Annotated in this window: 18 protein-coding genes, 1 tRNA gene and 4 pseudogenes; 13 read left to right on the forward strand and 10 right to left on the reverse strand. The window is 70.0% G+C overall.

What is annotated here, in order from left to right:
- Positions 1 to 1,347: a hypothetical protein gene (locus ACSRUE_RS17720; protein WP_441292015.1), complete on the reverse strand. Its 1,347-nt coding sequence runs from the start codon at positions 1,345 to 1,347 to the stop codon at positions 1 to 3.
- Positions 1,347 to 4,847 carry a hypothetical protein gene (locus ACSRUE_RS17725; RefSeq protein WP_441292016.1) on the reverse strand — a complete coding sequence of 1,167 codons (3,501 nt, stop codon included), beginning with the start codon at positions 4,845 to 4,847 and terminating at the stop codon, positions 1,347 to 1,349. Before ACSRUE_RS17725 ends, ACSRUE_RS17720 begins: the two co-directional genes overlap by 1 nt.
- 359 nt (positions 4,848 to 5,206) lie before the next feature.
- On the opposite strand from ACSRUE_RS17725, the gene ACSRUE_RS17730 reads away from it, so the two are divergent.
- Positions 5,207 to 5,593, forward strand: coding sequence for a hypothetical protein (locus tag ACSRUE_RS17730; protein ID WP_441292017.1), 387 nt, complete (start codon positions 5,207 to 5,209; stop codon positions 5,591 to 5,593).
- Between the two features lie 96 nt (positions 5,594 to 5,689).
- On the opposite strand, the pseudogene ACSRUE_RS17735 reads toward ACSRUE_RS17730, so the two are convergent.
- Positions 5,690 to 5,779 (reverse strand): annotated as a pseudogene (locus ACSRUE_RS17735) (IS5/IS1182 family transposase); the annotation flags it as partial.
- Between the two features lie 474 nt (positions 5,780 to 6,253).
- Here ACSRUE_RS17735 and ACSRUE_RS17740 point away from each other — a divergent pair.
- Positions 6,254 to 6,394 (forward strand): annotated as a pseudogene (locus ACSRUE_RS17740) (AAA family ATPase); the annotation flags it as partial.
- Positions 6,395 to 7,551: 1,157 nt separating this feature from the next.
- Here ACSRUE_RS17740 and ACSRUE_RS17745 read toward each other — a convergent pair.
- Positions 7,552 to 7,734: pseudogene (locus ACSRUE_RS17745) on the reverse strand (AhpC/TSA family protein); the annotation flags it as partial.
- Between the two features lie 221 nt (positions 7,735 to 7,955).
- Here ACSRUE_RS17745 and ACSRUE_RS17750 point away from each other — a divergent pair.
- From ACSRUE_RS17750 to ACSRUE_RS17760, 3 genes and pseudogenes are all read left to right on the forward strand, one after another.
- Positions 7,956 to 8,432 (forward strand): annotated as a pseudogene (locus ACSRUE_RS17750) (hypothetical protein); the annotation flags it as partial.
- A gap of 77 nt (positions 8,433 to 8,509) precedes the next feature.
- Positions 8,510 to 8,956, forward strand: coding sequence for a hypothetical protein (locus tag ACSRUE_RS17755; RefSeq protein ID WP_441292018.1), 447 nt, complete (start codon positions 8,510 to 8,512; stop codon positions 8,954 to 8,956).
- Between the two features lie 723 nt (positions 8,957 to 9,679).
- Positions 9,680 to 10,705, forward strand: coding sequence for a hypothetical protein (locus ACSRUE_RS17760; protein ID WP_441292019.1), 1,026 nt, complete (start codon positions 9,680 to 9,682; stop codon positions 10,703 to 10,705).
- 333 nt (positions 10,706 to 11,038) lie between these two features.
- On the opposite strand, the gene ACSRUE_RS17765 is transcribed toward ACSRUE_RS17760, so the two are convergent.
- Positions 11,039 to 12,130 carry a peroxiredoxin-like family protein gene (locus ACSRUE_RS17765; protein ID WP_441292020.1) on the reverse strand — a complete coding sequence of 364 codons (1,092 nt, stop codon included), beginning with the start codon at positions 12,128 to 12,130 and terminating at the stop codon, positions 11,039 to 11,041.
- A gap of 88 nt (positions 12,131 to 12,218) precedes the next feature.
- Between ACSRUE_RS17765 and ACSRUE_RS17770 the strand changes: the two genes are divergently transcribed.
- A complete protein-coding gene (locus ACSRUE_RS17770; RefSeq protein ID WP_441292021.1) occupies positions 12,219 to 13,136 on the forward strand; it encodes a LysR substrate-binding domain-containing protein in 918 nt (305 codons plus the stop codon).
- Between the two features lie 640 nt (positions 13,137 to 13,776).
- On the opposite strand, the gene tnpA is transcribed toward ACSRUE_RS17770, so the two are convergent.
- Both tnpA and ACSRUE_RS17780 read right to left on the reverse strand, forming a co-directional pair.
- Positions 13,777 to 14,118, reverse strand: coding sequence for an IS66 family insertion sequence element accessory protein TnpA (gene tnpA / locus ACSRUE_RS17775; protein ID WP_441292022.1), 342 nt, complete (start codon positions 14,116 to 14,118; stop codon positions 13,777 to 13,779).
- Between the two features lie 223 nt (positions 14,119 to 14,341).
- Positions 14,342 to 15,277: a MarR family transcriptional regulator gene (locus tag ACSRUE_RS17780; protein ID WP_441293101.1), complete on the reverse strand. Its 936-nt coding sequence runs from the start codon at positions 15,275 to 15,277 to the stop codon at positions 14,342 to 14,344.
- A gap of 224 nt (positions 15,278 to 15,501) precedes the next feature.
- Between ACSRUE_RS17780 and ACSRUE_RS17785 the strand changes: the two genes are divergently transcribed.
- From ACSRUE_RS17785 to ACSRUE_RS17800, 4 genes are all read left to right on the forward strand, one after another.
- On the forward strand, positions 15,502 to 16,746 hold the full coding sequence (locus ACSRUE_RS17785; protein WP_441292023.1) for a DUF418 domain-containing protein: 1,245 nt from the start codon (positions 15,502 to 15,504) through the stop codon (positions 16,744 to 16,746).
- Positions 16,747 to 17,109: 363 nt separating this feature from the next.
- On the forward strand, positions 17,110 to 17,601 hold the full coding sequence (locus ACSRUE_RS17790; protein WP_441292024.1) for a hypothetical protein: 492 nt from the start codon (positions 17,110 to 17,112) through the stop codon (positions 17,599 to 17,601).
- Between the two features lie 531 nt (positions 17,602 to 18,132).
- A tRNA-Leu gene (locus ACSRUE_RS17795) sits at positions 18,133 to 18,218 on the forward strand.
- A gap of 369 nt (positions 18,219 to 18,587) precedes the next feature.
- A complete protein-coding gene (locus ACSRUE_RS17800; RefSeq protein ID WP_437765400.1) occupies positions 18,588 to 18,869 on the forward strand; it encodes a hypothetical protein in 282 nt (93 codons plus the stop codon).
- A gap of 112 nt (positions 18,870 to 18,981) precedes the next feature.
- Here the strand turns inward: ACSRUE_RS17800 and ACSRUE_RS17805 are convergent, their stop codons facing one another.
- Both ACSRUE_RS17805 and hutH read right to left on the reverse strand, forming a co-directional pair.
- Positions 18,982 to 19,329: a hypothetical protein gene (locus tag ACSRUE_RS17805; protein ID WP_231864341.1), complete on the reverse strand. Its 348-nt coding sequence runs from the start codon at positions 19,327 to 19,329 to the stop codon at positions 18,982 to 18,984.
- Between the two features lie 107 nt (positions 19,330 to 19,436).
- The gene (hutH, locus tag ACSRUE_RS17810) at positions 19,437 to 20,981 is read right to left on the reverse strand and encodes a histidine ammonia-lyase (protein ID WP_441292025.1); all 1,545 of its coding nucleotides are present in this window, start codon (positions 20,979 to 20,981) and stop codon (positions 19,437 to 19,439) included.
- A gap of 258 nt (positions 20,982 to 21,239) precedes the next feature.
- Here hutH and ACSRUE_RS17815 point away from each other — a divergent pair, with 258 nt between their 5' ends.
- Positions 21,240 to 22,973 carry a hypothetical protein gene (locus ACSRUE_RS17815; RefSeq protein WP_441292026.1) on the forward strand — a complete coding sequence of 578 codons (1,734 nt, stop codon included), beginning with the start codon at positions 21,240 to 21,242 and terminating at the stop codon, positions 22,971 to 22,973.
- 143 nt (positions 22,974 to 23,116) lie between these two features.
- Positions 23,117 to 24,106 (forward strand): D-cysteine desulfhydrase family protein, encoded by a 990-nt coding sequence (locus ACSRUE_RS17820; RefSeq protein WP_441292027.1) that lies wholly within the window; start codon positions 23,117 to 23,119, stop codon positions 24,104 to 24,106.
- Positions 24,107 to 24,120: 14 nt separating this feature from the next.
- On the opposite strand, the gene ACSRUE_RS17825 is transcribed toward ACSRUE_RS17820, so the two are convergent.
- A complete protein-coding gene (locus ACSRUE_RS17825; protein WP_441292028.1) occupies positions 24,121 to 24,897 on the reverse strand; it encodes an NTP transferase domain-containing protein in 777 nt (258 codons plus the stop codon).
- Between the two features lie 170 nt (positions 24,898 to 25,067).
- On the opposite strand from ACSRUE_RS17825, the gene ACSRUE_RS17830 reads away from it, so the two are divergent.
- Entirely contained in the window at positions 25,068 to 25,841 is a 774-nt protein-coding gene (locus tag ACSRUE_RS17830; RefSeq protein WP_437765405.1) for an acyl-CoA desaturase, read from the forward strand.
- Positions 25,842 to 25,850: the final 9 nt, after the last annotated feature.

A 25,850-nucleotide genomic window follows, 5' to 3' on the forward strand; every position in this document is an offset into this window, starting at 1 on the left:
TTAGAAGTCAAAGACCAGCGGGAGGTGGTCGCTCACGCCGTAAACGAGCCCGTAGTTGACGATGTCGAGGAACCATTCGGTCTCGTCGTCGAAGTCGTCCCCGGCCGGGTCGTATCCCTTGGGCGAGTTGAGCGACTTCGGGTCGCTGAGGGCCGAGGCGTAGGTGAGCGTGCCCGGCGGCATCCCCGCGGGCACGGGCATGACGGCTGTGTACGGCGCGCCGGTGATGAGATTGGCAATGGTCGCGCTGGCGACCGCGCCGTTGCGGACGAACGCATTGTCGATGGAGTCGTACTGTCCGTACGCATCCAGTTCCGACATGTAGCCGAAGGCCGGGTAGCCCCTCGCGTTCGAGGGCGTCGCGTGGTTGTCCGAGACGATGTGCGTGGAGAGGTAGCCCCGGGCCGGGTAGCCGGCCGGGAGAGCCGCCCCCCCGACCGTGTTGATGACCTGCACGTAGTTGGCGGCGAACGGCGCGTAGGCGACGGCCGTGGCCGCCGCCACGAAGAGGCTCACGTTGAAGTCGCCGACGACGACGATGGTCTCGTTGGCGCCGATGTTCTGCACCTCGTGGAGGTTGCCGATGGCCTGCGTGGCGAGCGTCGAGGGCGCCGTGGCCGGGGTGGGTAACTGGCTGGGCGCGGCGTGGCAGGCGAGGATGCTGTAGTTCCGCCCCGGCGTTGTCGCCGAATCATAGAACGTCGTGCGGAATGGCGAGCGCGTGCCGTCGCCGCCGAAACCGATCGGCGCGGGGGCCGCCCCTGCGCCCCCGCCGCCTCCTCCTCCGCCACCCCCGAAGTAGCGCCACTGGCCGGCGAGCTTGCGCTCGATCTCCCCCGCGTTGTACAGGTTGTTCCCGCCGGGCACCGTGCGGTTGTCGACCGGGTTCGAGAAGGCGTCTTGGTACTGCGACCGGTAGTCTCCGACCATGACGCCCGGCGCGGCCGGCCCCGCGCCGCCGGGCCAGCGCCACGGCCCCGTGAAGTAGAGCGTCGCGGTGCGGCGGAAGTAGACGGCGATGCCCTCACCGGCGTTGCCGAGCCCGCTGATGACGGGCGGGACGAGCGCCCACTGCGCGCTGTCGTTGGCGCGCAGGTAGCGCAGCAGCTGCATCGCGCCGCCGTCGCTGAGCAGCGTCCCTTCGCCGGTGTTGCTGCCGGGCCGCGCCTCGACGATGACGATGAAGTCGGGGTTGTTCGCCGTGATGGCGTTGAAGAGCACCTTGAGGTAGTTCTGCGCGGCGTCCTCGCCCCAGGCCTCCTCCTCATCGCGCTTGCGCTCGCGCTCGCGGATGAAGAACTTGTCCTCGCTGAATACATTGACGTTCCAGAAGATCATTCGCGGCATCAGCGTTCTCCCGTGGGCGCGAGCAGCTCCGGCTTCTTTTCGCGGTTCACGGCCGCGTACCAGCCGACCACGTCGCGCTGGCCCGGCGCGGGGTTCCCGTAGACGATGAAGGCGGTCGTGGTGCCCGGCGGAAGCGAGACGCCGAGCAGCGAGAGCGCGACGTTCATCAGGCGCAGGACGAAGGTGGCCGAGACGGGATCGCGGTAGAGCAGGATGCGATCGATGGTCAGCTTGAGCACGCCCTGGAGCGAGAGCGCTCCCGTGTTGCCGGCGCCTGTGCCCGGCAGCGCAAGCCCGACCGAGACGCGGAAGGACGGGGCGGCGCTGCCCGGCCCCCACGCGACGAGCAGCCGCGCCGTGAAACCCACCTTCGCCGCGAGCGCGCCGGCCGTGCCGAGGTCGAGCGTATAGACGAGCCCGTACCAGGCGTCGCCGAGCGGGTCGGCCGGCAGCGACGGCACATTGACGGCCAGGTAGCCGAGATCCCGCGGTGTGCCCGCCCCCGACGTGATCCCGGCGAGCGTGAGCGGCATCCGCGCGTAGAGGCTCGCCGCGCGCGCCTGCTGGGCCGTCGGCGCGAACGTCATCTGGTCGATGACGAAGGCGAAGGACGGCGAGCCGGGCGCGGCCGTGTCGAACGTCATGTCGAGGTGAAGCCCCGAGAACGGTAGGCCCGACCCGCGCGGGTCGTCGCCCGCCCCTTCGCCGCCGAACGAGAGCAGGTCGAACGGGGCGCTCGTCTGGCCGTCGGAGGTCGAGAGCACGGCGAAATCGAGGTAGCCGGCGAAGGTGAAGCGCGAGAGGACGGTGCCTGTCGCCGGCGCGCGCAGCGTGGCGAAGCTCGCGCGGTCGGTCTCGAAGCCGCGCCAGAGATTGCTCACCAGCAGGAAGCGCGCCTTGGCGTTGGTCTGGAAGACGTAGGTGCCGACGCCATCGTGGCTCTGGTATTGGCCGTCGAGGACGACCGAGTGGCTCGGCGCGACGACGCCGTCGAGCGCGAGCGCGCCGACCTGCTCGCCGAAGACGCGGTTGAGCGTGATTTGCGACTTGCTCGAGAAGGCCGCGATCTCCGCGTTGACGAAGAGCGCCTTGAGCGTGAGGACGCGGAAGGCGTAGTCCACCTGCGCGGCGACGGGGATCGGCAGATCAGGGCTCGCGCCGGCCGCGAGGTTGCCGGCGTAGACGGGATCGACGTAGTAGACGGTCGCGAAGACCGAGCTGTTGCCGTCGGGCTTGAACCCACCGCCCGACGTGTCCACGAAGCTGATGTCCACGCCGATGTGGTGCGCATCGAGCTGCGTCAGGTCGATGCCGGCGACCAGGCCGCGCAGCTCCTGCGGCAGGGCGGAGGCGTCCACGTTCACGCGCAGCGCCAGGATGCCGCGCCACGCGTCGTTCTTCACGGCGTCGACGAAGCGCTGGAAGTAGGCGCCGTCCGGCCCTCGCGCGAGCTGCTTGGCCTCCTCGACGTAGGCGCGCAGCCACGCGGCGACCGAGTCGGGATCGGCATTGAATTCCGCGGCGGCCGTCCAGCGCGCCGCGTCGTCGATGCGTGAGTCGAGCGAGCCGTCGCAGAACTTGAAGATGAGGACGTTCCGGAAGTCGCCCGGGTTCGAGCCCTCGCCGACGCGGAGGTCGAAGGGCCACCCCTGCGGCGCCAGCACGCTCTCGAAGACGGTGCCGGCCGCGCCCGCCGCCCCGTCGAGGGTCCAGGGCACGCGCGGCTGCGTGACGACAAGGAGCTGCTGGTTCGTCTGGAAGGCCGCGCGCAACGTGTCGTCCACGTCGTCGAAGGCGAGCGTCATCACGGCCCTGGGCACCTTCGCCGGGTCGGGCGACCAGGAGGTCTGCGCGAGGTGGAGCCGCTTCCACGCGCCGCTGCCGTCGGTCGCCAGATCGACGACGAAGCCCTGCGGCGTCGTCGCGTGCGGCGGGGTGTCGCCCTGCGGCCTGGCGGCCGACTCCCGCGTCGGCAGTCGCCCGTGCGCCGTGAGGCGCGCGCGGCGCTCGACCGAGAGGACGTCCGATTCGAGCCGCGACACGTCGCCCTGGCTGAACGTGTCGTGGTGCGCGCCGAAGACGACCGCGCCGTAGCCGACCATCGGGAACGAGGCGTCGGCCGAGGCGTCGGTCAGCACGCAGGCCGGCACCTCCCGGTGCTCAAGATACGTCGTCGGGCTGCCGCCCGAAGCGAACAGCGCGCTCCCCTGCGGCTGTGCGAGGTAGGTCGGCGCGGGGCCGGGCGCCGCGCCGACCTTGGCCGTGATGGTGGCCCAGGCCGTGACATACCGATCCGTCAGGCGCGGCGCGCCCTGCGCGGCCGGCGCGTTCGCGAGCAGCGGCGAGAAGGCCGGCTGATCCGGGTGAAAGGTGATGACGGAGCCGGGCGGATCGAAGATCACGTTCTCCGTCGGCGACAGCCCGCACATGACGCGCGTGGCCGGCGGCTGCGAGTCGCCCGCGGCGAGCGCGAACGGCCCTGACGGCACGAGATAATAGAAGTCTTGCTGCGGGCCTCCGGGCGAGGCGACGGCCACAGTGTCCCGCTGCAGGACGAGCGCCGCCGCGCCGGCGGTCGGGACGAGGTTCACCCCGTGGACGAACGTGTCGCGCAGCGCGCTCTGCATGGGCGCGCACGTCGAGCCGTCGCCCGCGAAGGTGAAGGCCGTGCGGCCGTGCGCGAGCGGGCGCAGCGGGTCGAAGCTGACCTTGAAAGGGACGGGCGAGCCGTCGACGGTCGGGCCGAAGACAGGGTAGCGCTGGCTGAGGATGCGCCCGCCGCGCTCGGTGAAGTATTTGAGCCCCACGTCGAGCAGCGTGAAGTCGTCGTTGGCGGGGACGTTCGAAGAGAGGAGTGTGACGCCGAAGCCGAAGGCCCCGGCCGCCGCGCCATCGAGCGGGAAGATCACATCGGAGGTCAGCGTCGTGATGTTCTTCGGGGTGTATTTGCTCGAGAGCAAGGAGATGAGCGCACCCCCGTAGGAGGCGAGGCGCAGCGACGACGTGCCCACGTCGCCGTAGACCCGGACGCCCTGCGCGAAGACGAGGCCCACGTTGCGCGCCGCGACCGTCGTTGCACTCGTGATCTGCCCGGGCTGCGAAGGGTCCGGCGAGGTCGTGAAGAAGGGGATGACGCCGGGGTAGGCCGTGGGGTCGCCGGATGTCGGGTCGCCGATGAAGAGGTAGCGGTAGGCGAAGTTGCCAGTCTGCGTGTTGAGGGTCTGGACGACGTGGAGGAAGGCGGCGAGGTAGGCGGCCGGATCGGCCGGGCGCGAGGCGGCGACGACGTAGAGGCCGCCGTTCTCGCCGCGCCGGGGGTCGCCCAGGTAGCTCGACCAGGATCCAGCGAAGGAGAGGGCCTCGGGCTGCGGGGGCGCGGCGAAGGCGACGAAGGCGAACCACCCGCCCGCGCCGGGGGCGGCTTGTCGCTCGTAGAGCGTCGCGGTCGTCTGCTCCGCGACGCGCGAAAAGAATGGCTGCTCTACCGCGGAAGCTCGCATCACTCACCCCATGGACGGACGTCGGAACGAAAGGCCCCCCGCATGAAGTCCGACGGCCTCGCAATTTCAAAGCCGTTTGACGAAATCCGATCATGCCGGTGCAGGGGTACGGATCAGCCCCCCTGGCCCGCGGACTTGCCATCGCAACAGAACAGCGTCCCGGTCGCCCCCGACCGGGCGAATTCGGCAGTCAGTGTACCCTCGACAACGCAGACCGCGAGGGTGACGGCGAGGCGCTGACTGGCGATCGCGCAACCGCTGTCCGGCGCCGTCCGCAGAGGGAGCGCGGAAGTCCGGGCCGTACCTCGACGCGGGCGCCCGCGCGGCCCCGCCGACTGCCGGCCGTTTACCAGAGACCGATGGCGCCGCTGAACGTCTGCTGCCCGGTGGTGGGGGCGTCAAAGCTCAGGGGTTGCGCGAGCAGTGTTCCCGTCGTCCCGCTGGAGTTGAAGGCGGCGATCAGCAAGCCGTCCACGGAGAAAGTCCCGTCGGATCCGCTCACGCGCTGCGTGGCGGTGTCTGGCGTGAACGTGTTGCTCGTGAGGAGAGAGCCGCCTGCCGTGATGGTGACAGCGATCTCGGCGCACGTGGACGACGGCGTCCACGTCACCGTGAACGACTGGGCGAACGTGCGCGACCCGCTCACGGTACCGGCGAATGGGACCGGGTCCGCTTTCCTCGCTGGCTTCGAGGCGCCCCTCGAAGACGTCGTTTTCTTCTTATCCATCAATCCTCCGTTGCCTTGAATGGCAGAGAGTGTGAGGAACGGGTGCCGCATCGCGCAGCCCGGCGAGCGCCTCTTTCGCCACCCGTTTGCCTAAGATCCTATCCCAGTAGGCAGGCGCGCGCCAGGTGATGACCCCGCAGGCGAGGTGCAGAAGGGCGAGGTGGGAGTCCGCGCGCTTCGACCACCGGATGAGAATCCCCCGAAAGAATGGTTCATGAACCTACCATGGAATCCGTCTTGGATGCGACGCCGCAGGCCGCGCCATCGGTCGCCCGTCGATGCCTGGATCCGCGCGCACGAGCCGGTCGTGCTCCTCGGTCTCTGACGCCGCACGCCGGCATGACATAGAACGCGAGAGACGGCCCTGCGCTGACGTTGCCGTCCTTCCACGCGTACCCGATGTCAACCGAGGTCTGGTTGTAGACCCCGGGCCCGTCCTCCTGGGTCGGGGGTAGGATCGTGCAGAGGTCGTGCACCGTGAACAGGATGTCTCGCTGAATGAGTCACGAGTTGCCCGCATGCGGCCCCGCCGCGAGGCGCGGAATGGTACCGGCCTGGAGCCACCCGCGGCTCACACCGGCGCTCAAGCGTGCAGCACTCGCGGCTGCCTGCGCGGCTCGAGTGCTCGTCCACCGGCTGGCGCCGGCCGCCGGTCCATGTCGCTGGGAGAGCGCGCTGGCCGCTCGACGCCCGCGAGCTCTCGGACGGCACGGCGCGCTATCTCTGCCTCCTGGCGGCGCTGCTGAGCCCGAGGCCACCGCTGCTGCTGGCGCTGAACGAACCGGAGACGAGCCTGCATCCGGATCTGCTCGGGCCGCTCGCGAGCTGCTTCGGCGTCGCGCCCACGGCGCGCCTGAACCGCTTCTCGAGCGCACGCCGAGCACGAGCCCCAGCTCGGGCAGACGCACGTGCGTCGTCTCCTCGTCGACCTCCACGAGCATGAACGCGCGCACGAACGGCGCGAGCGCGGCGCTGGGTGCGACGAGCTTCATCGCCTCTGGATCGTACTGGATCGGGGAGCGCCCGCCGAGCAGATCGATGAATTCGTACAATTGGGTCAAGCGCGTCGTCCCACGCGAGCGGCCCGCGAGGAATGCATCTTGCTGAGAAGTCGCCATGACGAACATCTATGCCAATTTGTGCCAGTTGACGCTACTCACCACGCTCGTCCTCGCTTGTGGCCAGACGACGAGCGACGGCGCTAGCGAGACCAGTAGCACGGGTTCGACGGGCGGCAGCGCAGGCTCCGGCGGGACTGGGGGGACCGGGGGCTCTGGTTCGGGCGGGACTGCGGGTCAGGGCGGTGCTGAGCCGGAATGCTCGGTCGACGAAGATTGCAGACTGGCCTCCGATTGCTGCACCTGCGGCGCCTATCCCGCTTCGGCGGAGGCCCCCGAAGCCTGTGCCGAGGACTGTGACCAGTATCGTTGTGAGCGCTACGCGGTCGAGCGCGCTATGTGCTTCGCCGGTCGCTGCACCGTCGCTACCTCCCACAACTGTAGTCCCCTTTTCGCCGAGTGCGACGCCCTGCCCCCCGAGTGCCCGGAGGGAACGCTGCCGAGCGTTGCAGACAACCGCTGCTGGACCGGGCAGTGTGTGCCGATCGAGCTTTGCGGCGTCCGACCCGATTGCACCGGCTGCGATGACGACCACGTCTGCTTTCGCGGTTTCAACGACGCCGCCGGTACCCCGTACTATTGCCAGCCTCGTCCGCTCGCGTGCGAGGGTCAGGTGACCTGTGCTTGCGCGAGTGCGCTGTGCAGCTCGCTCGGATTCCAGAGCTGCACGGACGCGGACGACGGCGTCATGCAGTGCTCACCGTAGGAGACCCACGCAGGCTGTGGAATGAACGCGGCCCCCTGGGGAGAAGGCCGCGGCCCCGCCAGGCCGAAACAGCGCGAGCATGATTCGGCCGCTCGCGCTGGTGCGCATGAGCCGTGAGCGTCCTCGTCACCGGAGCCACCGGGAGGTGCTCCATCACCGCGCGCACACCTCGGCGGCCGCGCGCACGCTCGACATCGCAGGCGCACGCGTCAGCGCGAGGACCTCGTCGACCGACCACTGATCGCCCGCGTGCTCGCCGTACTTGCTCGCGAGCACGCAGCCGTCGGGGGCGACGAGGAAGTCGGCCGGGAGCCCGAAGCGACCGCCGGTCGGGAGCGGCGCGCACCTCCGCCGCGCCCTCGCGCCCGCTCCCGGGCAGGTCCGGCGACCTGGTGCGCGGTGAGCGCGGTTCGGCGACCTGGGTCGTCTGGGTAGCAACACACGCTGCATTCGGAGAGGAACGCTCCGCTTGCTACGGTAGGGGCATGCGCTCCTGGCTTCTCCTCTTTGCGTTGAGTGTTTCAGCGGCCTGCGGATCCTCGAATCTCAGCGGTGAAACGACGAGCGGCGCTGGCGCAGCGGGCGGCTCCGGAGGCGCGGGCGGCTGCGGGGGGCGGGGCGGCCGAGGGGGCGAGAACGGCCAGCCGAGCATCGGCATCCTGGCGCTCCATGCCAAGCTGACGGTGCGCGATAGCATCATCACCGCCCGCGACGGGGGCCAAGGCGGCGACGGCGGGGAGCCGGAGCAAGGCGGCAAGGGCGGCTGGGGCATGCCAGGCGGCGCCGTGGGGGACGGCACGTGGTCCTGCAAGGGTGGCAGCGGCGGCCTCGGAGGCGACGGCGGCTACGGCGGCCCCGGGCGCGGCGGCGACTCGATCGGCATCGCCTACCTCGACGAGGACCAGCTCACGCTGGAGGGGGTCACCTTCGAGATCGGGCTGCCGGGCCCGGGCGGAACGAGCTGGGAATGGACCGGCAATGTGATCACGGGGGAGGACGGCATCGCCGTCGACACGCTGCGCCTCCCCGAGTAGGGTCGACGCAGAGGCTCTGTGAACACGCCCCGGTAGCGCGTTGGCGGCGACGCGCCCGGGCCTGCGGGACACCGCACATGAGGCCGATACCAGCAAGGCGGACGGTCACGCCGAGTTCCAGGAATCTCACTCCAGGCCGCGATGCCGAGCGCGCGCGTGAGGAGGTCGCCGTCGACGTGGCCGAGCTCGACCAGGTGGACGGCGACGGCCACGAACTCGCGCGGCGCTTCTACCTGGAGGAGATGATCCACTGTTGTCTTCGTGGCATACCCAAGAGTGACTGCCGTTCGATCGTAGACCCCGATACCTGCCCCTGGAACGATGCTGAACATGTTGTGGACTTCGAGCCGGAAGTCCCCCTCGCTGCGCCAGAGCCATCCGGCGAATGGGCTCACGGCAAGCCTGGGTTCGGTCCCGATCTGGATCCCGCCCACGCTCACGCCGCCGTGGAACTCGAGTGCCTGGGCCGGCGCCGGAACCACGACGAGCGCACCGACGTAGAGCAAGCCGATCTTGCCGAGTAAGCGCATGGACATGGTGGAAGCCCTGGCCGAGCCGCGACAGGCGTTATGAGAGCGCGCACGATCTTTCTGGGCATGACGTGGGCGTCAAAGAGAGATTCGGCGAGCAGAGCCCGAGTCTCTGGGATCGACGCGTCCCGGACGGCCGCGCCGACGTGCGCCTCGACCTCCGATGGTCCGCGCCGAGCTCGGCCGCGACGATGTGCAACCCGCTGCGCTCAGCTCGAGCTCGGCTTCGGACCGGGGCGAAGTTGACAAGCCGTAGCCGCAGGGACGCAACCCATGCCCTGAATCACAGTTGACGCCGCCCCTCCGCACACGCATCTGGAAAAACTTGGAGGGGGAGCATGCGCCACAGGCTGAAATTGAAGGCGATCCCTGTTCTTATTCCTCTCGGTCTCACGGTGTGGGCATGCAACTACGACGTGGGCGAGTGCTATCTTAGGGGGACGGAAGGCACAGGGGCTGGAGAACCATACCCACCGGGGTCAGCAGCTACGGGGGACTGGTTCGGGAACGGTGGCGACGTGGGGAGCGGCGCCACTGAAGAGATGGCTGGTTGCACTCCAGATAGGTCATGCACAGGCATGTACGTCGACTGTCAGGACAAAGGCTATCCGTGTAACCGAATTGTCGATGGCGGCAAATCTCTTTGCGCAGTCTGTCGGCGCGACTGTCAGCTCAAAAAAGATACACGTACGACGAGTGCTATCGGTGTGGGTTTGAATGAACACGACGATCCAGAAGTCCATTCGGGACGCAACGCATGTTACCTTCGACACACCGACAACAGAGCGCCTGGTACGACTCGGCGCGGGTAATACGGTGCGTGCGTCCGACTGCCTTATTATCGGGCCGAGTCGAATGGATGCCATGGAGCATGCCCGGGCGCGTGAGGCATGGTGGTCTTCGTTCGAAGAGTGGGACCGGCTCTATTCATCGGATATCCGCTGGGATCTGCCCGTTGTCCTGTGGGTGTCACCGAGTCTCCACGAGCGAGTTAACCTCTGGAGGGCCTGTAGCTGGTTGCGTCACCTAGGGATCGCGCGTCACAATGTCTTTGTCGTCGATTTTGATCCAGTACACCGCTCAAGGATCCCCGAGGAACCGCTGCCTCCGTTCGACTGCTCCGCATCGGTGTCTGATCATCCTGACGAGGTTCTTCTGGAGCGCCTCGACAAGGCGCGCCCCTGGCCACGGGAACGCTACGATCGTGCCGTCCGCCTCTGGGAGAGGTACGTCGATACGAATCCATTGCCTTTCGTCGAAAGGTGCACACGTGGCGTCAAAGGGTTCCCAGAGCTCGCTCCCTTGTGGGCGCTTCTCTCTTCCTTCTTTCCAAGAAGGAGCACGAGAGGAGCCATACGCCTCAGCCGATTCGACGAGCTCATATTGGCTCTTCTGTCGACGGAGTGGCAGACTCCGTTGGTCGTGTGCGGCCAAAAATCGCAATTGGGCGCCGAGTTGTGGGAGTTCCTCGACTGCACGGGCGATCTGTTCCTACCACGCCGGCTGGAGCAATGGGCAGATCACGATTCGAGTGCGGTTGTGGAGCGGGCGACGGGACCGAAGCCGGCTGATGGCTACCCGATGCTATCGCTGGTCTATCGGCTCACCGATCATGGCATGAAGCTCCGAGAAGGACTCGATCGGCTCGCGGATGCACCAAGCCTGCCGATTGCCGGGACCGAGGCGTATTCGACGTCATCTCCATGGGTGGTGCTCGATGATGGACGGCTAGCTCGGCTGTGATGGCCAGTCTGCGCCGTCCGCTGACGAGGGAACGCCCCTCAGGTTGAGTGTTCGTCAACCAAGTGGTCAGCTAGGGGGCCGAGCGGCGAGGCCCACGAGACGCTTCGCCGAAGCCGAATAGCCGCGGTCACGTCTGGGGGGACGGCGCCGGCGAGGCCAGGTTCGAGGCGAAGCGGAGGGGACCGCTCGTGGCGGAGTTCGACGGGTTCAATGTGTAAGCTGCGGTACGGATCGAGAGCTGGGACGATGAAGGGCGGGAGCGGCTCGTCTTCCTGGCTACGACTTCAAGCAGACCGTCGAGGTTGTCGTTGGCCGAGCCCTCGGGTGGCTCCATCACCGCGCGCACACCTCGGCGGCCGCGCGCACGCTCGACACCGCAGGCGCGCGCGTCAGCGCGAGGATCTCGTCGACCGACCACTGATCGCCCGCGTGCTCGCCGTACTTGCTCGCGAGCACGCAGCCGTCGGGCGCGACGAGGAAGTCGGCCGGGAGCCCGAAGCGACCGCCGGTCGGGATCAGCGCGGGCGGCCGCTCGCGTCCCCGAAGGATCGCGATCGCGCTCCGCGCCACCGAGCGGACGATGGTGGGCCACACGCGCGGATCGAACACCGAGAGGAGCGACGGCTCGGCGCCGAGCTCCGCGTACAGCCGCTTCTCGGAATCGGGCACCACGGCGAAGGGGAGCCCGTCGGCGTGGAGCCGGAGCTCGTCGGCGCTCGAGTGGAACACGACCACCTCGCGGATCCCGGCCGCCGCGATCTCGTCGTGACGGACGGTGATCGAGCGGAGGTGGAGGTTGCACACCGGACAGCCTGCGAAGCGACGGAGCTGGAGGTGCACGATCCGCGTGGGATCGGGGATGTGGATCCGCTCGCCGTGGACACCCACGAGCTCGCGCGCGCCGAGCACGGCCCCGGGCGCGAGCCTCGTGACACGGCGGCGCAGGTCGCCGATCAGGCCGAGGGCCGCGATCGCGGTGATCGCCGCGGGGACGATCTGCCCGGCGCCGGTGATCTCGAAGAAGGCATCGCTGGGGAGCTCGTAGGTGGGCGGCGGGAACATCCGGAGGAGCAGGTCGCGAGGCGCGCCCGCGAAGAAGAGGACGTTCTTCGCGAGGTGGTTGTATGCGCCCTCGAAGAGCCCGATCGACGTCACTGGGAACGCGAGGGCGAGCGCCGCGAGCGAGCCCCCGGAGATGCGGCCGGCGCGCGTGCCCGGGCTCCGCCGGTGCCCCGCGTACGCCAGCGCGATGGGGACGCAGAGCGCGAGCGCGACGGCGGCGCCGTGGAGGCGCCACGGCGTCGCGTACCGAACGCCGCCGTAGACGTGGTGGACCGCGGTCGCGACGAGCGTCGTGATCGCTCCGAGGATGACCGCCCGGGCGCGCGGGCTGGGAGAGGTGGCGTCGACGTTCACGGTGCTCATGCAGGACACCGTGGCTCGTGCGCGCGGCGCAAACCATCGCCGAAGGCGAACAACTTTCGTGCATGATACGCATCAATCGAGGTGCGACATGGACCGGCTCGCAGCGATCGAAGCGTTCGTCGAGGCCGCGGAGCTCGGGAGCTTCACGCTCGCCGCGCGCCGGCTGCGCGTCACGCCGTCCGCGGTCAGCCGCCGCATCACGCAGCTCGAGGGTGAGGTCGGCGTGCGGCTCTTCCACCGCACCACGCGCGCGGTGACGCTCTCCGACGAAGGGCGCGCGTTCTTCGAGCGCGCCCGCGCCGCGCTGCGCGAGCTCGACGACGCGCAGCGCGCCACCTCGGGTCTGCGCGATCGACCGGCCGGGCTCCTCCGCGTGGAGGCGCCGACGGTGATCGGCCGTCACGTGATCGTGCCGGTGCTCGCTCGCTTCGCCGAGCGCTACCCCGACGTCGACGTCGAGCTCGTGCTGCGCGACGACCCCGCCGATCTCGCGTCGGAGCGGATCGACGTCGCGGTCCGGCTGGGCACGCTGCCGGACTCGGGTCTGATCGCACGCCCGGTCGGCCGCTCTCGGATGCTCGTCTGCGGCGCGCCCGGCTACCTGCGCGAGCACGGCCGGCCTCGCACGGTCGACGACCTCGAGCGCCACGTGCGCCTCGGGTACGCGCTGCACGGCCGGCTCATCCCGTGGCGCCTCCGCGACGGCGTGAAGGTGCGCGAGATCGCGCCCACGCGGCGCCTCGTCGTCGACGACGGCGAGGCGCTGATCGAGCTGGCGCTCGAGGGCGCCGGCCTCGCGTGGCTCTGCGACTTCATGCTGGCGCGCGCGGGCAAGGCGCGGAAGCTCGTCGAAGTGCTCCCGGACACCGCGTGCGATGCGGTCGCGATCTCGGTCGTATCGCTCCCGACCCGCCACGTCCTGCCGAAGGTGCGCGCCTTCACCGATCACCTCCGCCGCGCCCTCGCGCCCGCTCCCGGGCAGGTCCGGCGACCTGGTGCGCGGTGAGCGCGGTTCGGCGACCTGGGTCGTCTGGGTAGCAACACACGCTGCATTCGGAGAGGAACGCTCCGCTTGCTACGGTAGGGGCATGCGCTCCTGGCTTCTCCTCCTTGCGTTGAGTGTTTCAGCGGCCTGCGGATCCTCGAATCTCAGCGGTGAAACGACGAGCGGCGCTGGCGCAGCGGGCGGCTCCGACGGCGCGGGAGGTGCGGGCGGCGCGGGCGCGGCGGGCGGTTCCAGCGGCGCGGGCATGACGCCAAGCTCCAGCGGCGCCGGCGGGTCGGGCGGCTCATGCTGGACGGCACGGCGTGTCCGGAGCACGTCGGCCTCGAGTGCCCCAAGGCGCCCGGCAGCACCTCCGTGGGCTGCACGTGCGCGCTGAATCCGGAGACGGGAACCGCCTTGTGGCAATGCCTCACGTTCCCCTGCTGAATGAGCAGCGATGCCCCATGGAGTCATCGACGGGTCAAGGAGCACGCGAATCGTCGCAAGCGCGTCTATCAACTCCTCGTTGCGGAGGACTCCATCCGTCTCCACCACGCAGTAAAAAGCGCGCGCCGCCGAGGCAGGCGGCAGAGAGATCCCGAGGCGGGCGGCGCAAGTCGAGCGGCTCCGGTGGCGACGTAGATCGAGACGCGGCCCGGGCTCATCGCACGCCTCCGAGTGCGCGAACGACACGCGCCAGCGTATCCTCATCGAACGTCGGTGGCACGCGCACGACCGCCCCGTCCGGAAACACGATCTCCAGCGCCGTGTCCGGCGAGCACGCTGTAGCGCTCGACGGGGCGACCACCGCAGGCAGCAACGCGGGCAGCGTCGCCTTCTCCGAGCGCTGCCGGTACTCGCTCCGCTTCATCCCCAGCCGGCGGCTCCAGGAGTAGAGCGTGCCTGCGTTGACCCCCTCGCGCTCCGCGAACACGCGGGCGGACTGCCCGCTCTCGTGCCAGCGCGCCACCCGGTCGCGCCAGACGCGTCTGCTCTCGGCCATCACACCTCCGGCGCGGATCGCTGTGCAGCGCAGAGGCTCCAAGACAGCATGCAGGTCACCGAACGCGACCTGGTGAGGGGGCCGAGCGGCGAGGCCCACGAGGCGCTTCGCTTCGCCGAAGCCGAATAGCTGCGGTCACGTCCGGCGGCTGCCTCGATACTCGGCGTCTCGTCCAGAGACGTCCGCGTCCAGGGAACACCGGCCACCTCTACGCCACTCGGTTCTACACGAGGTGGCTGAGGGCCTCACGCTGTGCCGTGGTGAGCCGGTCGAGTCTGGCGGTGACGGCGTAGGTGCCGGGCGCGGTGCGCCGGAGGGCGACCGGATCGATGACGTCCGGGTGTTGTTCGGCGTCGTGCAGGGCGCTCGTTACACGGTCCGCGGGCCAGCCGAGCGCGGTGGCCAGTTGCTCGACGGTCACCGGCGCGCTCGCGTGCACGAGCGCGGCCAGCACCGTCAGCGCGTCACCGGCGGCGGGCGCGGCGGGGCCGCCGGCCATGTCGTCGCCAAGGCGTCGGAAGAACCTGCCCATGCGGTTCAGCCGGACTCCGGCGGGCGTGACGGGACCGAGGATCCCGGCTCCCCGCCGCGCGGCATCTGCCCACATCTCGTGCGAGCGAGCGCTCGTCGTCCACGCCCGCTCCCAGACGTCATCGTCGATGACGTAGCGCTCGCCCCGCCGGGGGCCGCGTTCACGCCGGACCACCTCGAGCCCTTCGAGATAACCGATGGCCTTGGAGACCGACGCGGGGCTGACCCGCAAACGCTTGACCAGCTCGGCGGCCGTCAGAGCCCCGGAGTCCGCGGTGTACAGCGAGGCGAGCACCCGGCCTGCCATCCGTGGAAGCCCGGTCTGGACCATCAGCGCCGCGAACTGCTCGACGAAGGCGCGCACCGCCTCGGGGCCCCGCCCGTCCGCACCGGCGGCGACCGGCAGACCGGGCGGCGAGGCCGGCCTGCGCCGGCGCGCGCGCCGCCCGGTGGCCTCGTGGGCGTGGTCCGCCCGGTAGCCGCCGGGCCCGCCGTTGCGGGCCACCTCCCGGCTGATGGTCGACGTCGGCCTGCCCAGCCGCCTCGCGATCTCGGCGTACCCGAGCCTCTCGGCCAGCCCCGATGCGATGTGCCGGCGGTCCTCGTCGCTCAGCCTGCCTCCCGGCATCCTCGCCCGCTCCTGTTGATCGATGGTCGAGGCCAGTGTGCATTCACAATCAGCACATTGCAACGGTCGATCGCCCAATCGTTGCATTCATCCACAAGGCCATTGCAATAGCAGTCATGAATTCGCAGCGCGGAGCGATGAGTCCATTGCTTCGCCGTTGACTGCACATGAAACGCAACGTAGCTTTCGTGACCGTTCAACGAGCCACGGCGAGGAGCCGGCGTGTGCGCCCGTTTCGCGGGACGGCGCAGCCGTGCACCCCGCGCATGCGGGTGATGTTCATGGACCTTGCCAGAAGCGCCCAAACGCCTGCCGACGTCACCCGTCGATCCCTGGCGCCGGACCTGGCCCGCGGCTTCATGTTGCTGCTGATCGCCCTGGCGCATGCGCCGGCGTTCGTCAGCAATTGGGACCTCGGACCCGCCGATCTCAACATCATCGCCAAGCTCGTGAGATCGCTCTTCGCCGAGAACCAGGCTCGCGCGATGTTCGTGTTCCTCTTCGGCTACGCGCTGGGGCAGCTGACCGAGCGGCAGCTCGCTCGGGGCGGCGACTGGACCTCGATTCGCAAGCTGCTGCGGCGCCGGAGCCTCGGGCTGATCGCCATCGGCTTCGCGCACGGGGCTCTGCTCGTGCCGCTCGACATCGTCGCTGTCTACGGGCTGACGCTGCTCCTGCTCGCGCCGATGGTCCGGGCCCGGGACTCGGTCCTCTGGTGGACCAGCGTCCTCACGCTCGTCCCCGCGACGCTCGTGCTCACATGGCAGAGCGTCACCGCACAGACCACCGCGGCCATGGGCATTCCCATGACCCTGGCGGCGCTCATGGCCCCCGATTATGTTGCCCACGTCCTCGCCGAGCTTCCGTTCTGGCCGCTGAAGACGGCCGTGTCCACCATCGTGGTGGTGCCGGCCATGCTGCCGGGCGTCTGGGCCGCCAGACGCCGTATCCTCGACGAGCCCGAGCGCCATGCGGCGATGCTGTCGCGGGTCACCGTGATCTGCATGGCGGTCTCCGTCATCGGCCGGCTTCCCATGGCCCTGCAGCTGACCGGCGCGTGGACGACGACCATGACCTGGACGGTCGCCGGCGCACACGCCATGACTGGATACGCTGGCGGCATCGGCATGGCCGCCGCCGCCGGGCTCGTCTCGATCAGGATCGGATGTGACCCTGGGCGCCTGACTGCGGCCCTCGCCGCGCTGGGTCGGCGGTCGTTGACGTTCTACCTGTTCCAGTCGGCTGTGTGGCTCGCGCTGTTCTACCCGTTCACCCTGGACCTGAGAGATGACCTGGGCTTCACCGCCAGCTGCGCGGTCGCCGTCGCCCTCTGGATCGTGTCGATCCTGCTGGCCGACCGGATGCGCCGCGCGGGCCACCGCGGCCCGGCAGAGGTGCTCCTGCGACAGATGTCCTATGGCCGCAGTGCGCCTGTCAGCGCGCCGTCTCTTTCAAAGGAAAAAGACTGAATTCACCGCTCCGTGGTGGCCCTGCTCGTCGCCGCCGCTTGTTTCTGGACTCCAGCTATCTACCCAATGCAGCGGACCGCGAACCTGTTTGATGCGTTCGCCGTATTGGCCGGATGACCGGCGGTGCTGCCCGAGGCCGGGTACCGCTGGGAGCGTACAGCCGAGATGCGGTGTTCATCGCCTGGCTCAAGACGAAGCTCGACGCCGTCCCTGCGCTCGCGGCGCGCAGGGCGAAAGATGCCCGAGCACGGTCCCGCCGGCATGGCGGTGAGGCTCCATGAGGTCGGCCTCGCGCTCCCCCCCACGCTGGCGGCCACCGCAGGCGTGAGCGCGGCCGCGAATCGCGGTAGAAGACGGGGCGCCATGCCCCGCAAGCCCACCGGGTCGCTCTTCCGCAACGACGCCGGTCGGGTCTACGCCTGCGTCCTCGTCGGCGACAAGGACCGGGAGAGCTTCCCTCTCGACCCCAAGCTGACCGAGGAGCAGGCCGAGCAGCGCAAGGAGCTCGTCGCCGACCTGGCTGTGCGGCTGCGCGCTTCGCGAAACGTCACGCGCGACGCGATCGTCGCCCTACTGGAGCGTGCCGCGGTACACGAGGGCAGGGCGCTCCGCGACGTCATCACGGCGGTCGACGTCATCTGCAAGGGCGGCGCGCAAGCGAAGGTCGTTCCCGGCGTCAGCTCGGTACCGAAGCAGGTCACCCTCCAGCAGTTCGGCCAGCTCTGGACCTCGGGCGAGCTCGCTCGCATGTACCCCGACCACGTCAAGCCAAAGCGCAGCGTGGAGCAGGACGTCTATCGCTCGACCGCCACATCTGCCCGATCGCCGGCTTCCCGTGCCGTCTCGTCGCGATGAATGCGCTCCCCCGCGGCTTCCTCCCGAAGCTCGGCCCCGCGAAGGCGAAGGCCTGTCTCTACCCCGACGGGGACGCGCGCCTGCTGGCCTACTCGGCGATCCCGCTGTGGTGGCGCGTCCTCTGGGGCTTTCTGAACCGCGAGGGCCCGCGCATCAGCGAGGCAGCGCGCCTCCAGGTGCAGGACGTCGACCTCGATCGCGGCGCGCTGCGCCTCGAGAAGAACAAGACGAACGACCCGCGCGCTCGGGTGCTGCAGGTCCGCGCCCACGACACGCGCTCAACCTTCATCACGGTCGCCCTGGCGAACGGCCGCAGCGAGACCTGGGTGGCCGACAGAACTGGCCATCGATCGAGCGGGATGATCCAGAGAACCCGCCGAGCCGCCAGGACGTTTGCAGAGCTGGGCCTTGGCGAGCTAGCTTCCCTCGCCCAGGCGATCCCCGAGCTCGCCGGAAACGGCACGGGAAACCGCACAGAAGAGGGAGAACGCGGGTCCCAAAAAGTAAAAATCAAAGTAATATCAGCATCTTGGCCCCGTGGCGAAATGGCAGACGCGGTGGATTTAAAATCCGCGGCCCTCGCGGGCGTCCCGGTTCGAGTCCGGGCGGGGCTACCAGGCAGGGGAGGTGCTCGTCGGCAGGGTCATGCTCTTCGACGAGAGCAGCGGTCGTACCCGAGCAGCTCGCTGCGAGGAGGGCCCGGCCAGAAGGGCCTGGCCGGCAGGCATGGACGATGGACCGGTCCACAGGCGCCACGTACATCGCACCGCTGGCAGGCTCCGCCGGCGTGCTGACCGTTCTCGCTACGTTGGGCTTTTCCTTCTGAGCCGGACTGTCCCGTCGTCTCCGACCGTCCGCGGGCCCATGGCCGGCGGCTACACCCTGCGCTCCGGCCATGTCAGCTCACACGGTCCGATGATCGCCGCGCCGACTTGCCCTGGACGCCGCGTGCCCGTCACGGGTTGATGGAACCCTGTGGCAGTGCGATGAAAGACAAGAACCCGCTCGCCTCCGCTCCTCTGGGCTCGACAAGGCTCTTGGGTTCGAGTAAGGGGGAGCGCCATTACATGGATCTGGACATCGACTGTCTGCGCGAGGCGAAGGTAGAGAACGTAGAACGTCTTGCTCACGCTCTGGGCGTCAAGCTTCCCGAGCACAAGCGCCACGACAGGCGCGCCTACAACCGTGAGCTCATCCGCGTGGTGATGCAGGGCATCCGGCGCGACGCCGAGCGGTCGCGTGGCCGCAGGTTCTTCGGTCGCAGCTGACGATTCCAGCCCCACAGTAGGCCACGGAAGGACGCTGGCCGGCACTGTCCCTCTCCCGCTCCTGGCAAGACGGCAGTTCTCCGCATCGTTCGGAGAACCGCGCTCCAGCCGCCTACCGCCCCTGCGGCTTGCTCCGCAGCGTCAGCCGGCTCCCGGTCACCCGGCTCCGGGCCGCCATCAGGAGCGGCGCCGCCGGGGTGAGCGGATCCACCAGGTCGTTCACCTGGAGCATCGCCCTGTCCGCCACCTTCCACGCCGCCGACAGCCCCGACGCCCCCTGCTGGGGCGACCCGGCCAGATCCAGCGCCCGGCTCAGCTCCTTGCCCACCTGCGCGATGCGAGCGAGCTCCTCCCGCGACGACCCCCCCTCCTTCGCCGCCGCGTAGATCGTCCGCACCACCCCGAGCAGATCCCGCACGGCATCGAAGGGAAACGGCGGGACGCTGACCGGAATCGGCACTGAGCCAATGTACAGCAACTCGCCCCGCAATGGACCGATCGCATTCCCTTATCTCGCGTAAGATTTCCTCTAAATCGTCTCGGATGTAACTTTGGTAACAGAAATAATCAGTTGAGCGGCCCCACCGCCTCCTCCACCGCGGCGATGAGCGCACCGCTCTGGATGAGCTCCGCGGCCGCCGCGATGTCGCGGTAGAGGGGGCGGTCCTCGGTGAGCCCGGGCACCACGCGGCGGATGGCGGCGTGGGCGGCGGCGACGCCCGCGCTGGGGCGGAGCGGGAGCCGCTGGTCGACGCCCTGGGCCGCCGTGATGAGCTCGATCGCCAGCGAGCTCCGGACGTTCTCGATCACCTGCGCGAGCTTTCGGGCGCTGATGCTGCCCATGCTCACGTGGTCCTCGCGGCCGGCGCTCGACGGGATCGAGTCGACGCTCGCCGGGTGGCAGAGCACCTTGTTCTCGCTCACCAGCGAGGCGCTCGCCACCTGGGCGATCATGAACCCCGAGTGCAGCCCGCTGTGCGGCGCCAGGAACGGCGTCAGCCCGGTCGAGAGCGCGGGGTTGACCAGCTGCTCCACCCGCCGCTCGCTGATGTTCGCGAGCTCCGCCGCCGCCATCGCGGCGAGATCCAGGGCGAGCGCGACCGGCTGCCCGTGGAAGTTGCCGCCCGAGATCAGCTCGGCGCCGCCATCCGGCCCCTCCCCGAGGAACACCGTGGGGTTGTCCGTGACGCTGTTGACCTCGCGGGTCAGCACCTCCGCGGCCCAGGCGACCGCGTCGCGCGTCGCGCCGTGGACCTGGGGCATGCAGCGGAGCGAGTAGGCGTCCTGCACCCTGGGGCAGTCCGCGTGGCTCTGCATGATCTCGCTGCCCCCGAGCAGCGCGCGCAGGTTGCCGGCCGTGCCGGCCTGACCCGGGTGCGGGCGGACGCGCATCAGCCGCTCGTCGAACGGGCGCTTCGAGCCCATCAGCGCCTCGAGGCTCACCGCGCCGGCGATGTCCGCGACCGTGCACAGCGCGGCCGCGTCCCGCAGCGCCAGCGCGCCGAGCGCGGTCATGTACTGCGTCCCGTTGATCAGCGCGAGCCCCTCCTTCGCCGCCAGCTCGATCGGCGCGAGGCCGGCCTTCGCGAGCGCCACCGCGCTCGGCAGGAGCTGCCCCTCGAAGCGCGCCTCCCCCTCGCCGATGAGCGTCAGCGCGAGGTGCGCGAGCGGCGCCAGATCGCCCGACGCGCCGACCGACCCCTGCGCTGGGATGCGCGGGCTCACGCGGCGCTCGAGCAGGGCGGCGAGCAGATCGAGCACCTCCGTGCGCACCCCCGAGTGCCCCAGCGCGATCACCTGCGCGCGCAGGACGATCATGGCGCGCACCTCGGCCTCGCCGAGCTCCGGCCCGACCCCGCAGGCGTGGCTCCGCACGAGGTTGCGCTGGAGCGCCCGGATGTCGTGATCCGCGATGCGCGTCTCCGCGAGCGCGCCGAAGCCGGTGTTGATCCCGTACACCGCCGGCGCAGCGTCGCCCGCCGCCGCGATCGCGTCGATCGCCCGGCGCGAGGCCGCCGCCCGCTCGCGCGCCTCGGCGCAGATCGCCACCGGACGACCGCGCCGCGCGACCTCCTCGAGATCCGCGAGCGAGAGCGATCGACCGAGGAGCAACGGACGTGACGGACGTGACGGACGTGACGGACGCGACGGACGCGACGGATCCGACGGAGGAGGCGGCGAAGAAGGAGAACCAGCGGCGGCGCTCGGCGTGGAAAGGGTCACGAAGGCGCACGCTAGAGCGGCGGATGCCCCGCGAAAAGCCAGCTGCGCGCCATTGGCGGAAGAATCCAGTGCCCCGCGGGGATCGAACCGCCTATCCTTCGGGCGCGCGTTCCCGGCCGGGCGCTGGTGAGCGGCTGCTTGCTTCCGATGCGCTTCGCCTTCGTCACCCTCGCCCCCCTTGCGTTTGCTGTCGCGCTCGCCTCGCCGAGCGCCGCTCAGCCCGTCGAAGGAGCGAGCTCCACGCAGGACTCTCCACCAGCCGCGCCAGCCGCGCCGGCCGCTCCGGCCGCCGACGACTTCGAGGAGCGGCTCGTGCTCGACACCGGCCGCAAGCCGCCGCCGCCGCCGGATCCCACCCGGTCGACGTTCTCGTTGCAGGGCGAGTACCAGCTCCGCTACCGCGCCATGAGCGATCTGCCGCTCCGGGCGCCGCCCCTGTCGGCGCCGGGCGCGGCGACGCTCGGGCAGAGCCAGTACATCGCCCACTGGCTGCGCCTCTCGCCGCGCTTCCACTTCAAGGACAAGGCCTCGATCGTGGCGCAGATCGACGTCGTCCGGGGGCTCATCGCCGGGGACACCACGCGCGACGTCGAGCAGGTGCGCGACGCGCGCGCCGCCCTCGCGTGGTACGAGGTGCACCCGCGCTCCCTCTACCTGGAGCTGCCGTGGGCGCTCGGCGTCGTCCGGGTGGGCCAGCAGAGCGCGCACTGGGGGATGGGGCTCGTCGTCAACGACGGCGAGCGCGCGAGCGTCTTCGGCGACCACGAGCGCGGATCGCTCATGGAACGCGTCCTCTTCGCGGCCGCGCCGATGGGGAAGGGCGGGCCGCTCCACGTGACCGTCGCGGCCGACCTCGTGTTCGAGGACAACGCGGCCGACCTGCTCGGAAACGACGTCGAGGGGCAGGACGAAGGTGAGGGCGATCGCGCTTTCCAGGCGGTCGTGTCCGCGCTCTGGCGAGAGCGGTACGGCGAGATCGGGATCTACGGCGCCATGCGGCGGCAGGCGCGCGAGCGCCGCGCGAAGACGAGCTCGGCCCGGTTCAACGAGATGCTCACGGCCGGCATCCTCGACATCGCAGGCAAGTTCAACGCGCCGGTGCCGGGGGGCGGCGCCCACATCTACGGCGAGCTCGAGGCCGCGGTGATCCTCGGCGCGGCGTCGTTCGCCCCGAGCGGGCCCCCGCCGCCTTCCGGCCACGGGTTCGGGCGCTCGCCCGTGGCGGTGCGCTCGATCGGCGGCGCGGCGACGCTCGGCGCGGTGCACGTCGCGGGCCGCGGGGGGCGGCCAGCCGAGCGGTGGGGGCGCGTCGTCACGGAGATCGAGGCCGGCTACGCCTCGGCCGACGACGACCCGACGGACGGCGTCTCGCGGCGCTTCACCTTCGACCCGAACCACAACGTCGGGCTCCTCCTGTTCGACGAGGTGCTCGCCTGGAAGACCGCGCGCGCCGCCACGATCGCCGAGCGGGAGCTCTTCGCCGCGTCCCCCGAGCCAGGCATCAGGTCGCTGCCGTCCAAAGGGGGCGTGCCCGGCGCCGCCTACGTGAACCCGCGCGTCCTCGTGCGGCCGGCGCGCTGGCTCGACCTCAAGGCGGGCGCGGTCATCGCCGAGGCGACCTCGGATCTGGTCGATCCTTACGGCGCCCCGCGGGCGGGCGGCAGCCTGGCCAACTACGACGGCGGCGACAGCCGCCGCCGCGATCTCGGCGTCGAGCTGGACCTCGGCGTCGACGCGCGCATCGCGATGGGCAGGCTCGTCACCCTCCAGTTCGGCACCGAGGCCGGGGTCCTGTTCCCCGGCGGCGCCTTCGACGACGCCGCGGGCGCCGAGCTCCCCGATCAGTACCTGCTCACGCTCAAGCTGGGCGTGATCCACTGAGCTGGCCAGGGCGCGCCGGGCCCCCGGTCGAGCCCGCGCGGGACACAGCAGACGAGGGCCGCCCAGGGTGCTAGAGGGCGGTTGCGAGGGCCGCCCGCCCGCGCGCCGCAGCGGGCGCCCCTGGCAGACAGCAGGGAGAAACGATGCGCAAACGACTCGCGCTGAGCCACCTTCCGACACCGATCCAGCGCCCGCAGCGGCTCGCCGAGGCGCTCGGCGTCGACCTCTACGTGAAGCGCGACGACATGACGGCGGGCGCGGAGGCCGGCAACAAGATCCGCAAGCTCGAGTACCTGCTCGCCGCCGCGCGCGAGGAGGGCGCAGGCTGCGTCATCACCTGCGGCGGCCTCCAGTCGAACCACGCGCGCGCGACCGCGCTGGTGAGCGCCTCGCTCGGCCTGCGCTCGGTGCTGTTCCTGCGCACGAGCGATCCGACGGCGGCCGCGCCGCTCGAGGGCAACGTGCTGCTCGACCGGCTCGCCGGCGCGGAGATCCGGCTGATCTCGCCCGAGGCGTACAGGGAGCGCGGTGCCCTCATGGCCGAGGCGGCCGCCGAGATCCGCGCGGCGGGCGGCCGGCCGTACGTGATCCCCGAGGGCGGCTCGAACGGCCTCGGCGCGCTCGGCTACGTGCGCGCGATGGAGGAGATCCGGAAGCAGCTCGATCTCGGCCTCGCGGGGGGCAAGCCGTTCGACGTCATCGTGCACGCGTGCGGCTCCGGCGGGACGGCGGCGGGCACCGCGCTCGGCGCGGCCCGCTACGAGGTCGCCGGCGAGGTGCGCGCGATGGCGGTCTGCGAGGACAGGGCGACGTTCGCGCGGATCGTGGTCGGGATCATGGACGACGCGCGTGCGCTCGAGCCGCGCCTCGGCTCGCCCGCCCGCCTCGTGATCGACGACGCGGCGAAGGGCCCTGCCTACGGGGTGTCCACGCCGGAGCAGCGCGCGCGGATCCTCCAGGTGGCGCGGCTGTCGGGCCTCGTCCTCGACCCCGTGTACACGGGCAAGGCGTTCTCCGGGCTCTGGGACCTGGCCGAGCGAGGCGAGCTCTCGGGCAAGCGGGTGCTGTTCCTGCACACCGGCGGTCTCCCCGGCCTCCTCGCCCAGGGCGCGACCTTCGCCGACGCCCTCTAGAGCAGATCAGCGCCTCAGGGCGCGCCGCGCCACCACGCGTCGGCCATCGACGCGTCTTCCAGGGTGTCGATCTCCATGTAGCCGCCGTGGGTGTCGAGCTTGTGGAGGTCGGCGCCGGACTCGATCATGTACTCTAGCAGATCGATGAGGTACGCCCGCTGGAACGTGCGGCCCTCGCGGAACTCCGGCCGCTCCGAGAAGGCGTCGCGCGCGGCGTCGAAGGCGGCCAGGAACTGCCCGGCGCCCCGCGCCGAGAGCTTCATCACCCCGATGAACTCGCCGGTCGCGGCCTCCGAAGGGATGCGGCGCGAGATCTGGAGGACGCGATCCCCCCCGGCGCCGCCGGCGCGGAGCTTCTCGGCGTCGGTCTCGGGGTGCTGCGAGCGGCCCACGTAGCGGCGCCGCCAGTCCGTGTCGCACGCGAGCGCGATGTCGTGCGGGGAGCGGACCAGCCCCGCCACGATCTCGGGCCGGTAGACGATGTCGGCGTACGTCGAGACGAAGCCGCCCTCGAGGTGCTCGCGCGCGCAGAGGAGCGAGAGAAGGATGTTGTTCTGCTCCCAGTCGCGGTTCTCGACGTACGTCAGATCCGGGTAGGCGGCCCGGATGACGTCGGCCTTGTAGCCGCAGACGAACACGATATCCGACCGCCGGAAGCCGCCCGCGGCGAGCGCCTCGAGGATGCCGTCGAGCATCGGGCGCCCGAGGATCGGGACCAGCGTCTTCGGCAGCTCTTCGGTCAGGTGACGCAGCCGGCTGCCCCGGCCCGCCCCGATGATCACGGCCTTCACGACACCGCTGTTAGCATGAACGGAGTCGGTTCATCACGGACAATCACGGGGATTCCCGCGGAATCCCGCGAAGATAGAGGCGACCCGAGGCCGCGCGGACCCGGCGCCCGTTACGGAATCGTGACCGTGAGCTGACCCCCTGCCGCGCGCCCCCGGGTTAGGACGCGAACATGGAGATCGCGATCGTCCTCATCGCCCACTCTACGCTCTCGGTCTTTTTCCAGACCTTCTTCCTGCACCGGTACGCCTCGCATCGGATGTTCACGATGTCGAAGCCATGGGAGCGGATTTTCCACTTCCTCACGTACCTCACGCAGGGCTCGTCGTACCTCGTCCCCTGGGTTTACGCGATTTTGCACCGCATGCACCACGCGTACAGCGACACGCCGAAGGATCCGCACTCGCCGCGGTACTACTCGAATGTCGTCCGGATGATGCTGGACACAGCGCACCGCTACGACGAGATCTACGCCAGCACGGCCAACGTGGAGCCGCGGTTCCTCGGCGGCTACCCCCAGTGGCCCACGCTCGACCGCATCGGCAACGCGTGGATCGGCCGGCTCGCGTGGGGCACCGGCTACGTGCTCTTCTACGTGGCCTTCGCCTCGCACTGGTGGCAGTTCCTGTTCCTCCCGCTCCACTGGACCATGGGCCCGCTGCACGGGGCGATCGTGAACTGGTGCGGCCACCGCTACGGCTACCGCAACTTCGACAGCGACGACGACTCCCGCAACACGCTCGCCCTCGATCTCGTGACGCTCGGAGAGCTCTTCCAGAACAACCACCACAAGTACGCGATGAGCCCGAACTTCGCGGTGCGGTGGTTCGAGATCGACCCGGCCTATCAGGTCATCCGCGTGCTTGCCTGGGTGGGGATCATCCGGATGTCCGACAAGGTCCAAGTCGCCCGGCTGGAGCCCGAGGTCGCGCGGGCCGAAGGGTAGAGCGGTCCG

Source organism: Sorangium sp. KYC3313 (assembly GCF_052075895.1).
GTDB classification, from domain to species: Bacteria; Myxococcota_A; Polyangia; order Polyangiales; family Polyangiaceae; genus Sorangium; species Sorangium cellulosum_B.

Coding starts and splice junctions, on each gene's coding strand:
- ACSRUE_RS17720 (WP_441292015.1), bottom strand. CDS start 1,347: ATGCCGCGAATGATCTTCTGGAACGTCAATGTATTCAGCGAGGACAAG.
- ACSRUE_RS17725 (WP_441292016.1), bottom strand. CDS start 4,847: ATGCGAGCTTCCGCGGTAGAGCAGCCATTCTTTTCGCGCGTCGCGGAG.
- ACSRUE_RS17730 (WP_441292017.1), top strand. CDS start 5,207: ATGGCGCCGCTGAACGTCTGCTGCCCGGTGGTGGGGGCGTCAAAGCTC.
- ACSRUE_RS17755 (WP_441292018.1), top strand. CDS start 8,510: ATGAGGCCGATACCAGCAAGGCGGACGGTCACGCCGAGTTCCAGGAAT.
- ACSRUE_RS17760 (WP_441292019.1), top strand. CDS start 9,680: ATGAACACGACGATCCAGAAGTCCATTCGGGACGCAACGCATGTTACC.
- ACSRUE_RS17765 (WP_441292020.1), bottom strand. CDS start 12,130: ATGAGCACCGTGAACGTCGACGCCACCTCTCCCAGCCCGCGCGCCCGG.
- ACSRUE_RS17770 (WP_441292021.1), top strand. CDS start 12,219: ATGGACCGGCTCGCAGCGATCGAAGCGTTCGTCGAGGCCGCGGAGCTC.
- tnpA (WP_441292022.1), bottom strand. CDS start 14,118: ATGGCCGAGAGCAGACGCGTCTGGCGCGACCGGGTGGCGCGCTGGCAC.
- ACSRUE_RS17780 (WP_441293101.1), bottom strand. CDS start 15,277: ATGCCGGGAGGCAGGCTGAGCGACGAGGACCGCCGGCACATCGCATCG.
- ACSRUE_RS17790 (WP_441292024.1), top strand. CDS start 17,110: ATGCCCCGCAAGCCCACCGGGTCGCTCTTCCGCAACGACGCCGGTCGG.
- ACSRUE_RS17800 (WP_437765400.1), top strand. CDS start 18,588: ATGAAAGACAAGAACCCGCTCGCCTCCGCTCCTCTGGGCTCGACAAGG.
- ACSRUE_RS17815 (WP_441292026.1), top strand. CDS start 21,240: ATGCGCTTCGCCTTCGTCACCCTCGCCCCCCTTGCGTTTGCTGTCGCG.
- ACSRUE_RS17820 (WP_441292027.1), top strand. CDS start 23,117: ATGCGCAAACGACTCGCGCTGAGCCACCTTCCGACACCGATCCAGCGC.
- ACSRUE_RS17830 (WP_437765405.1), top strand. CDS start 25,068: ATGGAGATCGCGATCGTCCTCATCGCCCACTCTACGCTCTCGGTCTTT.